This window comes from Oceanobacillus sp. FSL K6-0127, assembly GCF_037983385.1.
Classification (GTDB): Bacteria; Bacillota; Bacilli; order Bacillales; family Amphibacillaceae; genus Oceanobacillus; species Oceanobacillus profundus.
Map to the genome: position 1 here is coordinate 3,059,784 of NZ_CP150287.1, position 12,373 is coordinate 3,072,156.

Annotated in this window: 12 protein-coding genes; all 12 read right to left on the reverse strand. The window is 38.0% G+C overall.

Annotated elements, in window-relative coordinates:
• Nucleotides 1–4: 4 nt before the first annotated feature.
• Nucleotides 5–1,594, reverse strand: coding sequence for a flagellar basal-body MS-ring/collar protein FliF (gene fliF / locus MHH64_RS15200; RefSeq protein ID WP_303448206.1), 1,590 nt, complete (start codon nt 1,592–1,594; stop codon nt 5–7).
• A gap of 295 nt (nt 1,595–1,889) precedes the next feature.
• Entirely contained in the window at nt 1,890–2,195 is a 306-nt protein-coding gene (gene fliE, locus MHH64_RS15205) for a flagellar hook-basal body complex protein FliE (RefSeq protein WP_118888933.1), read from the reverse strand.
• A gap of 19 nt (nt 2,196–2,214) precedes the next feature.
• Nucleotides 2,215–2,664 carry a flagellar basal body rod protein FlgC gene (flgC, locus tag MHH64_RS15210; RefSeq protein ID WP_095308618.1) on the reverse strand — a complete coding sequence of 150 codons (450 nt, stop codon included), beginning with the start codon at nt 2,662–2,664 and terminating at the stop codon, nt 2,215–2,217.
• A 3-nt stretch (nt 2,665–2,667) separates the two neighbouring features.
• On the reverse strand, nt 2,668–3,063 hold the full coding sequence (gene flgB / locus MHH64_RS15215) for a flagellar basal body rod protein FlgB (RefSeq protein ID WP_118888934.1): 396 nt from the start codon (nt 3,061–3,063) through the stop codon (nt 2,668–2,670).
• 456 nt (nt 3,064–3,519) lie between these two features.
• The gene (gene codY, locus MHH64_RS15220; protein WP_095308614.1) at nt 3,520–4,299 is read right to left on the reverse strand and encodes a GTP-sensing pleiotropic transcriptional regulator CodY; all 780 of its coding nucleotides are present in this window, start codon (nt 4,297–4,299) and stop codon (nt 3,520–3,522) included.
• Nucleotides 4,300–4,326: 27 nt separating this feature from the next.
• Complete coding sequence (hslU, locus tag MHH64_RS15225) at nt 4,327–5,721, reverse strand: HslU--HslV peptidase ATPase subunit (protein ID WP_095308612.1); 1,395 nt, start codon at nt 5,719–5,721, stop codon at nt 4,327–4,329.
• Nucleotides 5,722–5,995: 274 nt separating this feature from the next.
• The gene (hslV, locus tag MHH64_RS15230) at nt 5,996–6,541 is read right to left on the reverse strand and encodes an ATP-dependent protease subunit HslV (protein ID WP_095308610.1); all 546 of its coding nucleotides are present in this window, start codon (nt 6,539–6,541) and stop codon (nt 5,996–5,998) included.
• A 10-nt stretch (nt 6,542–6,551) separates the two neighbouring features.
• A complete protein-coding gene (gene xerC, locus MHH64_RS15235; RefSeq protein WP_095308608.1) occupies nt 6,552–7,472 on the reverse strand; it encodes a tyrosine recombinase XerC in 921 nt (306 codons plus the stop codon).
• A gap of 306 nt (nt 7,473–7,778) precedes the next feature.
• On the reverse strand, nt 7,779–8,096 hold the full coding sequence (locus MHH64_RS15240; RefSeq protein WP_095308606.1) for a hypothetical protein: 318 nt from the start codon (nt 8,094–8,096) through the stop codon (nt 7,779–7,781).
• 157 nt (nt 8,097–8,253) lie between these two features.
• Complete coding sequence (gene topA / locus MHH64_RS15245) at nt 8,254–10,332, reverse strand: type I DNA topoisomerase (protein WP_303448207.1); 2,079 nt, start codon at nt 10,330–10,332, stop codon at nt 8,254–8,256.
• Between the two features lie 113 nt (nt 10,333–10,445).
• Nucleotides 10,446–11,339 (reverse strand): DNA-processing protein DprA, encoded by an 894-nt coding sequence (gene dprA, locus MHH64_RS15250; RefSeq protein ID WP_095308602.1) that lies wholly within the window; start codon nt 11,337–11,339, stop codon nt 10,446–10,448.
• A gap of 95 nt (nt 11,340–11,434) precedes the next feature.
• Entirely contained in the window at nt 11,435–12,337 is a 903-nt protein-coding gene (sucD, locus tag MHH64_RS15255; protein WP_095308600.1) for a succinate--CoA ligase subunit alpha, read from the reverse strand.
• Nucleotides 12,338–12,373 lie beyond the last annotated feature (36 nt).

Genomic DNA, 12,373 nt, shown 5'->3' on the forward strand with positions numbered 1-12,373 from the left:
CCTCCTAATCTTCTCCAATCCAGCTTCTCAACAATTTAGCAAATTCCTCTGGTTTTTCTTTCGCAATTTTTTCTAACTGCTTTCTTCTTACAACTGCTTCAGATTCTTCTTCCTGTGGTAGATCAGGAACTTCCAGTACTGGACTTTCTGTAACAGTTTCCTCTATTATTTCCTCTTCACTACTCCTATTTCGGACTAATAAAATGATTAGTATGATAATAGCAACAAGTAATACAGCTCCGACAATATACATCCATAATGGAATAACAGGAGAAGACGCACTGACTGTTGCAGGAGGTTCAGTGAATTCTTGAAACACAATGGATATCTTGTCTTCTGGGACAACTTCGCCGTAATCTGCGTCAATTGTCGCTCCTACGATAGAACTGAGAATAGAAGAAACTCCTTGTTCCACATCATTCTGTTCTTGCCCGCTTAGAAACTCTACATTGTTTCCCTCTGTTGTTCTTGTATTATCGATTGCAACTTGAATTCCAAGGTCGCGAACTTTATAGGGACTCTCAACAATTTCCTTACGAATTCGATTATATTCATAGTTTATTGTTTCCTTATCTAGCTCATATTCACCAGATCCAGCATCTCCAGCCGGGTAGTTGGTAACATCCTCATCACCTGTCCCACCGATACCACCGGTAGCACCATCACCAGTATAGGATTCCTGAATTGTTTCCAGACTAACAGGTATTCCTTCCACGTTTTCAATATCAACAGGCTCCACAAGTTCCTCTGTACGATTCTCTTGAGTGAAATCAATATCTGCAGTCACAGAAACGATGACATTATCCATTCCAACCATTGTTCCAAGCATTTGTTGTAATCTTCTTTGGATATCTCGCTCAGTATCCTTCTTCACGGTTTGCTGATGAGTGTACGCATCTTGAGCTCCGGAAGCAGTTTGTGAATTTCGATCAAAGTACTCAAAATATTGGTTCATAATAACAATATTTTCAGATGGAAGATTCGGCAGCGCTTTTGAAACTAAGTGATAGAGCGCTTCTACTTGATTTCCTTGAAATTGATAGCCTGGCTGTGTGTTTAACACGATTGATGCACTAGCTTCACCAGTCACATCACTAACAAATACCGGTTCTTCAGGCATATTAATCATTACTTGCGCATTATTGATACCTTCAATGCTCTGAATCAGATTAGCAAGCTCTGTTTGCATTGCATCAAGCTTCATGATATTAAATTCATTGTCGGTTATTCCCCAAGATGTATTCTCACTAAAAAAGGAATAATCAATATTCCCACTGTTTGGCAAGCCCATTCCAGCTAGATCAACGAGCAATGATTCTACCTGTTCCTCTGGAACATTAATGCTCGTGCCTCCGTTATTTAATTCGTAAGGAATGCCTCTTGTATCTAGCTCTGCTTTAATTTGTCCGACCTCTTGAATGGTCAAATTATTATATAATGGAACAAACCGAGTATTGGAACTAAAAAAAGCAATACCTATTATAAATAAAATTACTATGATAACTGACCCAAGAAAGAGACCCCTTTGGCTTTTTGACCGATTCTGCCAAAACAAAGTTACCGATTCTTTCCATTTCAACAAAGTTTCCTTCATAATTTCCCCCACCAAAGTGCATTAAGTAATCGATATTTCATCATTAATCTACTATAGGATGTCCAAAACATCCGGTAAAAGTAATACATCCGAGAACTGAGGACCTTCGACTAACTACCGATAAGCCCTTTGTCGAAACGTCGAAGTCACCACATCCTTTGGAAGTCCGGTACGGGGAGTTTCACCCCTTCGAACCTCGACGAATAGAACGTTGCTTACTTAGCCTCCTCGGACCTTATCATCCTCATTGTTGAACACGTACTACTATTGATTGCTTGTCGTTGCTATTCGAAGATTATATCGACATTCTCATTATTTCGTTGTATGCATCGATAACTTTTTTCTGGATCTGCACTGTAGTTTCGAGCGTAATGCTTGCCTTCTGTGCTGTGATCATCACGTCATGAAGATCATCAATATTACCGTTAGCTAATGCCTCCGTCTTATTATCTGACTCCATCTGAACAGAATTAAGGTTGTCAATTGCACCTTTTAACGTGTCTGCAAAATTAGCTTGTGCCTCTCCAGGTGTCACTGCAGCATTCGAAACTTTCGATAAAGATTGAATAGGCTGCGAAACATTATTTATTGAAAAGTCCATTTTTTTAACTCCTTATCGTCTATTTACCAATTTCTAATGCTTTCATTAACATACCTTTACTTGCATTCAAAGCAGTAATGTTTGCTTCATAAGACCTCGTTGAACTCATTAAGTCAACCATTTCTTGCAAGGGGTCAACATTTGGCATCTCTACATAGCCAGCTTCATTTGCATCTGGATGAACAGGGTTATAGACAAGTTTAAACGGCTCCTCATCCTCAACGATGGCAGCAACTCGCACACCACTATGCTTTATATCACCAGATGCATTTGCAAGCATCGATTTAAAACGATTATCCTGTGTTTCTAAAACTGTCATTTTTCTCCGATACGGCTCAAACTCACCATTCTCATTTATGACTGCTCTTGTTGATTGTGCATTCGCAATATTAGAGGAAACGATGTCCATTCGAAGTCTTTGTGCAGTTAATGCACTAGCACTTGTATTAATAGAATTAAATATTGACATCGATTAGTTCCCTCCTCTTATAACCGTCTGCAAACTCCCAAACTTCCCGTTGATCCGATCAATCAAACCATTGTAATAGATTTGATTCTTCGCAAGCTCTGTCATTTCTTTATCAATATCAACATTATTTCCATTATGGTTGTACATCGTATTGGATTGTGATACGACACGATAAGATGAATTTTGATTTGAATTAAAGGGGATATGCTTCTCAGTTGTACGCTTAGCTTGAATTGAGGAAGTAAGTGTATCATCTAAAATATTTTTAAATTGAACATCCTTCGCTTTATAACCAGGTGTATCTGCATTAGCAATATTATCTGAAATCGTATTATTCTTCATTGCAGCGTAGTTGAGAGAGTTTTCTAACTTACTAATTGTCCCTCCAAATAAATTCATTACAAGCACTCCTTATGTATGTTGTTAAAAGTCCAGTAAAAATGGCCTGTCGTGAACAGAAGATCTTGTTTCTATTTATCCTCTTATATGTACATTGCGCTTCCATTTCTATGAAAATTTTGATTGACAGTCATACTTACTTCATCTACTACGAATATTGTAAGTTATAAATTAGACAAAGTCTATTACTTTTCGACATTTTCTCCTAAAAGAAAATAAAACAGTAAAAAAAGACTAGGTATTTAGTAACATGAATGTGCAGTTTCGTGGAATTTACAAGCAATTCAAAAACATTTACACAGCATTTACAATTGGTTTTTGGCTGTTTCCCATGTTTTGATATTCCTCTACATACGAAAGTCCTATATTTAATTATAAGGATAATTAACTATAAAAAGACACAAAAAAAGCCAAATAATTTGGCTTTTTTGTGTCTTTTTATATTATTTTATAAACTTATCTTGAACGTAGCTTTTCTAGCTCCACAAGGAATTTGTCATTCAATACTTTAATGTACGTACCTTTCATACCTAGTGAACGGGACTCAATAACTCCTGCGCTCTCTAATTTTCTTAGCGCGTTTACAATTACAGATCTAGTGATCCCTACGCGGTCTGCAATTTTACTTGCTACTAATAGCCCTTCATGTCCGTTTAATTCTTCAAAGATATGATCAATTGCTTCCAATTCACTGTATGATAGTGAACTGATTGCCATTTGTACAACAGCTTTACTACGTGCTTCCATCTCAATTTCTTCTGTTTTTTCATGAAGTATTTCCATACCTACAACAGTTGCTCCGTATTCAGCAAGTAAAAGGTCATCATCGTTAAAACTTTCATTTACTCTTCCAAGAACTAACGTACCAAGACGCTCTCCACCGCCGATAATCGGGATAATTGTAGTCAGACCGTCTTTAAATAAGTCTTTATTTTCCACTGGAAATACGGAATGCTGACTATTAATATCAAGGTTTGCTGTTGTCTCATAAATATTGTACAGCCCCTGTGTATACTCTTCCGGGAATTGTCTTTGCTCAAGCATTGATTTCATACGCTCGTTTTCAATTTCTTGATTTACTGCAAATCCAAGTAACTTCCCACGTCTGCTGACGATGTATACATTCCCTTTGATTACATCTCTTAATGATGCTGACATTTCATTAAAGTTTACTGATTTACCTGTTGCTTTCTGTAACATTGCGTTAATTTTTCTTGCTCGATTTAATAGATCCATGATGATCCTCCATTTCATTATTATGAATTATAGTATAAACTGACTTAAGTCTTTGTTTTGTACAATACTGTTGAGTTTTTGATCTACATAGGCAGGAGTAATTTCTATTTCCTCCAACGTAATTTCGGGCGCTTCAAACGACAAATCTTCAAGAAGTTTTTCTAGTATGGTGTGAAGCCTTCTCGCGCCAATATTGTCGGTATCCTGGTTTACTTGAAAGGCAATTTCTGCAAGTCTTTCTATAGCATCGTCTGTAAAAACAACATTTATACCTTCTGTTTTTAACATTAATTGATATTGCTTAATCAATGCATTAGATGGTTCGGTAAGTATTTGCTTGAAATCCCCTACAGATAATTTTTCTAATTCAACACGAATTGGAAATCTTCCTTGTAGTTCCGGGATAAGATCAGAGGGCTTTGCCATATGGAAAGCTCCAGCCGCGACAAAAAGCATGTGGTCTGTTTTCACTGGCCCGTGCTTCGTTACAACCGTTGATCCTTCAACAATCGGTAATATATCACGCTGAACACCTTCTCTGGAAACATCTGCAGTTGCTTCTTGCTTTCCAGCTACTTTATCAATTTCATCTATAAAAAGTATTCCCGTTTGTTCTGCACGCTTGACAGCTTCCCCGGCTACTTCATCCATATCTACCAATTTCTGAGCTTCTTGTTGTGTCAATACCTTTCTAGCTTCAGATACAGTTAGATTACGTTTTTTCTTTTTTGATGGCATGAATTGCCCGATTGCATCTTGCATATTCATTCCCATCTGTTCCATACCCGAACCTTGCAGCATATCAAACATGGAAGGAGGAATTTCCTCGATTTCGATGGTAACCATTCGGTCTTCCAGTTCACCTAAAGCTAACTGATGTTCAATTCGTTGCTGTTTGTTTTTAATTTCTTCATCTTTTTCAAAATCATTTTCAGCATTATCATTTACTGTTTGATTTTGGAAAAGCATTTCAAATGGATTTTTAACACCGGATTGCTTTTTGGCTGATGGAGCAAGCAATTTAACAAGTCGTTTATTTGCTTCTTTTTCCGCTGTTGTCATTACGCCACTCATTTTTTCTTCCTTTACCATTCGTACAGCCATTTCTACAAGGTCACGTACCATTGATTCTACATCTCTACCGACATAACCGACCTCTGTAAACTTAGTTGCTTCGACTTTCACAAACGGGGCACCAACAAGTTTTGCCAGCCTTCTGGCAATCTCTGTTTTCCCCACTCCAGTCGGTCCAATCATTAAGATATTTTTTGGAACGATTTCTTCTTTCATTGAATCTTCAAGTTGCATTCGTCGATAACGATTCCTCAAAGCAACAGCTACAGATCGCTTTGCTTGTTGCTGACCAATAATATATTTATCTAGCTGACCAACAATTTGTTTTGGAGTGTAGTCAATTCCCATTCTTAGGAAAAACCTCCCTTATTTAGAGGATGTTCAAAAAATCCGGTGAAAATGACACATCGAATTTCTCCGTTGGCTTGCTTTTCCGTTCCTCTCGTATTAATTGCATACGTTCCGGTACTCAAAGCTTCGCCGCCTCGAACTTCGACGCACAGGACGTGCTAGTGCCGGCGCCCGCAACAAAGGTTTTCTGCGGGGCGAGTAAACACAGCCCCAGGACGTTGCGACTGTAGCCGACCTCGGTCCATTTCATCCTCCTTTTGAACACACACTATTAATCAAGTACTTGCAATGTAATATGATTATTTGTGTATACACAAATTTCACCTGCAACCTCCAAGGCTGTTTGAGCAATTTCCTTTGCAGTCAAGTTACCAGAATGCCTAACTAAAGCTCTTCCTGCACTTAATGCATAGTTACCTCCCGAACCAATGGCCAATATACCATCATCTGGTTCGATAACTTCGCCAGTACCAGAAACCAAGTACATATTTTCCTTATTCATGACAATCAGCATTGCTTCCAATTTACGGAGCACCTTATCTGAGCGCCAGTCCTTGGCTAACTCAACCGATGCTCGAGTTAGATTCCCATTATAGGCCTGAAGCTTGCTTTCAAATCTCTCAAAAAGTGTGAAAGCATCTGCAACGGATCCAGCAAAGCCCGCCAACACCTTCCCATTGTACAAGGTTCTTACTTTTTTGGCTTTATGCTTCATTACCACTGCATTTCCTAATGTTACTTGCCCATCTCCACTCATGGCGCACTGACCATTATGCTGAATTGCAAAAATTGTGGTTGCGTGCATTTCAGTAGCCATTCCTTTCACCTCACTCATTACGATATTGATCATTCGCTCTTGGGTGGCTTTTCATGTACACATCACGTAAATGATCTTTTGTCACATGGGTATAAATCTGGGTAGAGGATAGATTTTCATGACCAAGTAATTCCTGTACAGTACGCAGATCCGCACCTTCATTAAGCATGTGCGTTGCAAATGTGTGCCTCAGCTTATGTGGATGAATTTCCACAGTTAATGCAGCTCGTTCTACGCATTTTTTTAGAATCACTCGTATACCTCTTGTCGTGAGCGGATTACCTCGAGCATTTAAAAAGACAGCATCAGTGACTTGAGATTTTTCCATTAGTTTCATTCTGCCGTCATGAATGAATGTCTCTAATGCTATTTCTGCAAACCTGCCAAATGGGACATACCGCTCTTTGCGACCTTTCCCTTTAACCAAAATGGTTCCAATCGAAAAATCAATATCCGAAAGCTTTAGACCTTGACATTCACTCACTCGTATACCCGTTCCATATAACACTTCTAGTATAGCCTGATCACGTTGGCCAGTTGGACTATTCAAATCATTTACTTCAAACAACTTTTCCAATTCTTCCATGTAGAAAAAGCCTGGTATTGGTTTAGCAGTCCTTGGTAAATGAATATGAACAAACGGATTTGCCAACACCCATTCCTCTCGCTCCATAAACTTGTAAAAGCTACGCAACGATGAAAGCTTCCTTGAAACTGACCTTCTGTTTAATTTCTGCTCATATAATCTTGTTAGAAAAAGCCTTACTTCTCGTTGTGAAACAACATCTAGATCGTCAATCCCCTCTTGACGAAGAAAATCAAAAAATACTTCCAGATCATTCTGATAATACTTTACCGTATAAGGTGAAGCATTTTTCTCAATCTGCAAATATTCGATGAACGCTTCACTGTACGCTACGAATGTATTCAATTCTTCACCCCATCAAACAGCGGATAAATCATAGCATACTTCGAATAATTATGCAATAAACTTAACTAAATTGCAACAAAATTCAGAATCGAAACCACACTTATTATATCACAATAATTTGATTTGTCATGCTATTTCGTTAAATTTAATATAAATTAATATTGTCTGTAAAGTAAATTGCCTTTCCAATGCGTAATTATATCTATTTAGAATAGTATAGTCAACAAACAAATATTATTTTTTTTGCAAAAATGTAATACAGTGAAAGTTTTGTGAACAATGGGTATTACCTTTATAACCAAATTGCTACTTAATTATTCCTGTTTCTCGAATTTTTGCTTTTGTTCCATTTGTTCCAAGTTCATATATTTTTCGATATACTTTTTGGAGATTCCTTTCATATGCCTCTCTCTCTCTATCTGCCCTGCGATCATCAAATGGATCTTTAATGATGAAACTTGTTGCAGTATTAGCATGGTCTTTCATGTTTAAAAATAATTCACGCATTGCACTTAATTCACTGTCATCTGCGATAATTTCGAATTCCTCTTCATTATCATCCACTGGGATCTCTCTAATTTCTCTTTCCTTTACAACAACAAAGTAATGATTTTTTTCTGTCATGATTATAGCCTCCTTGTTAGATGGCATTCCCTTTTGACAGACAAGTAAAACTCTTGTACTGATGCATTCCACCAAACTTAAAATCCAAAAAAATCGAAAAGCTAAGAAGAAGATTTTTTAATGCACAAAAAAGTATTAGCTGTCCAGTAATGAACAGCTAACTTTGCGCTACTTCTTTATATTCACAATTCGTACATTGAACCTGCGTCTCTTTTTTAGCCTTCTTTTCTACCAACAAAGATTCACATTTTGGACAAGGTCTTGAGATTGGTTTATCCCATGAGACAAAATCACAGTCAGGGAACCTGTCACAGCCGAAAAATACTCTTCGCTTCTTGGATTTTCTTTCAACGACATTGCCCTCTTTACACTTCGGACACTTCACACCAATTTCCTTTAAAATCGGTTTTGTGTTACGACAATCCGGGAAGTTGGAACAGGCTAGGAATTTACCATATCGACCCATTTTATATACCATTTCATGTCCGCATTCTTCACAATCAATACCTGCTGGTTCATCTCTAATTTCGATTTTTTCCATTTCTTCTTCCGCAACTTCAAGCCGTTTGCTAAATCCGCTATAGAATTCATCAATAATCTTTATCCATTCGATCTTTCCATCTTCAATTGAATCGAGATCGTTTTCCATTTTAGCAGTAAAATCAGCATCAATAATTTCTGGGAAGAACTCCTCTACTAAGTCCGATACGATTGTGCCCAGCTCTGTTGGGACAAAGCGTTTGTTATCCATTGTAACATAGCCTCTGCGCTGAATCGTATCTAGAGTCGGTGCATAGGTCGAAGGTCTGCCGATACCGAGTTCTTCCATTACTCGTACAAGCCTTGCATCTGTGTACCTTGGTGGCGGCTGCGTAAAATGCTGATTCGGTGTAATTTCTTTCGACTTTACGACCATCCCTTCAGCTAAATCAGGCAATAACTTATCTTCCACTTTTTTATTGTCATCTGTTCCTTCAATATAAACTCTCATAAATCCTTTAAATTTCACCTTTGAACCTGTTGCACGAAACTCTACATCATTATTTAGTAAATGTACTGTCATTGTATCCATTACAGCTGGTGACATCTGACTAGCTACAAAACGTTCCCAAACCAGTTTGTATAATCGGAGTTGGTCTCGTGATAATACATCCTTTAGTGATTTTGGATCTCTTAATGTTGAGGTTGGTCGGATTGCTTCATGGGCATCCTGTGCACCTTCTTTATTTTTTGCAGCTCTTACATTTCCAAGATATTCTTTACCAAAGTTTTCTTCAATATATCCTTTTGCTTCTTGCTTTGCTGTTTCAGAAATACGAGTTGAATCTGTACGCATGTAGGTGATTAGCCCGGTAATCCCGCCTGCTTTTTTACCTAAATCAATTCCTTCATACAGCTGTTGAGCAATCATCATTGTTTTCTTCGCACGGAAATTCAGCTTTCGAGCAGCCTCTTGCTGTAAAGAGGAAGTGATAAAAGGCTGTGCCGGGTTTTTCTTTCGTTCACGTTTGTTAACTTTAGTAATGTCAAACGAATTCCCTTTCATTTTTGCTTTCACTTCTTTTACATCGTCTTCCGATTTTAACTCTGTCTTTTTACCATTAATTCCATAAAAAGAACCTTCAAATACTTCTTTATCCTTTTGAAAAGCTGCATCAATGGACCAATATTCCTCTGGAACAAAATTCTCAATTTCCTTCTCACGATCAAGAATCATCTTTAAAGCAACTGACTGTACACGACCAGCACTAAGCCCTTTTTTCACTTTTTTCCATAAAAGCGGACTAATATTATAACCTACGAGCCTATCAAGAATTCTTCTAGCTTGTTGTGCATCAACTAAATCTAAATCGATTGCACGCGGATGTTTAAACGATTCTTTTATTGCATCTTTTGTAATTTCATTAAAAACAACACGGCATTTGGAATTTTCATCAACACTCAAAATATGTGCCAAATGCCAAGCAATTGCTTCCCCTTCTCTATCGGGGTCGGCTGCGAGATATATTTTTTTTGCCTTTTTTGCTGACTTTCTTAGCTCTTTCAATACATCGCCTTTACCGCGAATCGTAATATATTTTGGTTTATAATTTTCATCGACGTCAACACCCATTTGACTCTTCGGTAAATCTCTTATGTGTCCCATCGATGCTTTTACTGTATACTTTTTTCCTAAATAACGTTCAATCGTTTTCGCCTTTGCAGGCGATTCAACGATTACCAAATAATCTGACATGATCCGTGCCTCCTAGAATGAGGTTGACAATTTACACTTGAAATCTTTACTAATACTAAATTTATCCTATGAATTTGTCAAACATACTTTATTTTATACTTTATTATTAAAATCTATTTGGTCATTAAATTATGAATAGCCATCCAATCTTCGTATATATCTTGTGCGTTATGAACAAGTTTCGCCCCGTCCTGAATCATTTGATGACAACCTTTTGTTTGTGAAAGTAAAGGTGATCCAGGAACTGCATATACCTCTCTTCCTTGATCAAGGGCTTGGTCAACTGTTATTAGTGTGCCACTTCTTTCAGTTGCCTCAATCACTAATGTTCCAAATCCAAGGCCGCTAATAATGCGATTTCTTTCTGGGAAATGGTATTTTACTGGCCGAACATCTGGGGCATATTCGGTTAAAACGAGACCATGTTTCACAATTTGGTGGAACAGGCTCATATTCTGCTTAGGGTAAACATGCATGAAACCGCCTCCTAAAACAGCTATCGTTTTCTGTTTATAGGTTAAGGCGATTTTATGTGCTAAACTATCAATCCCTTTAGCCATACCGCTTACAATTAACCATTCATTTTTTACAAGCGGCTTTACTACATGATCTATCTTTTGAGCGGCCTCACTTGATGGATTTCTCGTTCCAATTACACTGATTGCCGGACTATATGCTAATAACGAGATATCGCCAAGCGCATACAGTACAAGTGGAGCATCTTTAATTGTATTTAACATAGGAGGATAACTTTCGTCAACTATTGTGATGATTTTATACTTATTTATATCGTGTACTATTTGCTGCCTTATAGCCAAATTATGAAGATCAGAATAAAATAATGCGGCATTTTTATTTGGGAGGGTAAATCGATTTGTAATCTCTGCAGAAGAAAAATGATAGATCTGTTCAAGCGAGGGATCGTATTGAAGAAGTTTACGGATAAACCTTCTCGTAATTCCACGACAGCGGTGCAAATGTATTAACCTTAAGCGAAGTGTATCCAAGCATACACCAATCCTTTCTCCAGTTAAAATTGTAGGAGAGCCTGAAGAAACTATCTCTTCCGGCTCACCTCTAGGGTCACCTAAAAGCTTTGTTCTTAATGTGTTTTACACTTTTCTTCAAGTCCATTTTCTTTTAGAACCTTAATCATTGTCTCGCCCATTACGGCAGGCGTTTCAGCAACTGTAATGCCACACGCCTCCATGATACGAGTCTTTTCCTCGGCAGTACCTTTACCACCAGAAATAATTGCACCAGCATGTCCCATCCGTTTTCCTGGAGGTGCAGTCGCACCGCCGATAAAGCCTACAACAGGTTTTTTCATGTTAGCTTTAACCCATTCCGCAGCTTCTTCCTCAGCTGTACCGCCAATTTCACCAATCATAATAACTGCCTCTGTTTCTGGATCCTCATTGAATTCTTTTAGAACATCGATAAAGTTTGTCCCATTGACAGGATCTCCACCAATACCGACTGCTGTTGTTTGACCGTATCCAGCTTGAGTTAATTGATGAACTGCTTCATATGTTAACGTTCCAGAACGAGAGACAACCCCGATATGTCCTTTTTTATGAATATAACCCGGCATAATTCCAATTTTCGATTCGTCTGCAGTTATAACACCCGGACAGTTCGGGCCAATTAGACGTGTTTTCTTTCCTTCCATGTAACGCTTTACTTTTACCATGTCTAAGACTGGAATATGTTCTGTAATACAGATAACTAAATCTAACTCTGCATCTGTTGCCTCTATAATCGCATCCGCAGCAAATGGAGCAGGTACATAAATTACCGATGCCGTTGCACCAGTTGCATCTACTGCATCCTTTACTGTATTAAAAACAGGTACACCTTCAACCTCTGTACCAGCTTTCTTTGGTGTCACTCCCCCAACGATTTTCGTGCCGTACTCAAGCATTTGCTTCGTATGGAATGTAGCTGTTGCACCAGTGATTCCTTGGACAATTACTTTCGTATCTTTATTTATATAAACACTCATTTTCGTCCGTCCTCCCAAAATTAAAAGTTTAATATA

Excerpts from the sequence above, each read along its gene's own strand:
- topA (WP_303448207.1), bottom strand. The coding sequence starts at position 10,332 with ATGTCAGATTATTTGGTAATCGTTGAATCGCCTGCAAAGGCGAAAACG.
- flgB (WP_118888934.1), bottom strand. The coding sequence starts at position 3,063 with ATGAATTTATTTGGAGGGACAATTAGTAAGTTAGAAAACTCTCTCAAC.
- hslU (WP_095308612.1), bottom strand. The coding sequence starts at position 5,721 with ATGGGAATTGACTACACTCCAAAACAAATTGTTGGTCAGCTAGATAAA.
- fliF (WP_303448206.1), bottom strand. The coding sequence starts at position 1,594 with ATGAAGGAAACTTTGTTGAAATGGAAAGAATCGGTAACTTTGTTTTGG.
- MHH64_RS15240 (WP_095308606.1), bottom strand. The coding sequence starts at position 8,096 with ATGACAGAAAAAAATCATTACTTTGTTGTTGTAAAGGAAAGAGAAATT.
- codY (WP_095308614.1), bottom strand. The coding sequence starts at position 4,299 with ATGGATCTATTAAATCGAGCAAGAAAAATTAACGCAATGTTACAGAAA.
- fliE (WP_118888933.1), bottom strand. The coding sequence starts at position 2,195 with ATGGACTTTTCAATAAATAATGTTTCGCAGCCTATTCAATCTTTATCG.
- hslV (WP_095308610.1), bottom strand. The coding sequence starts at position 6,541 with ATGGCTACTGAAATGCACGCAACCACAATTTTTGCAATTCAGCATAAT.
- sucD (WP_095308600.1), bottom strand. The coding sequence starts at position 12,337 with ATGAGTGTTTATATAAATAAAGATACGAAAGTAATTGTCCAAGGAATC.
- flgC (WP_095308618.1), bottom strand. The coding sequence starts at position 2,664 with ATGTCAATATTTAATTCTATTAATACAAGTGCTAGTGCATTAACTGCA.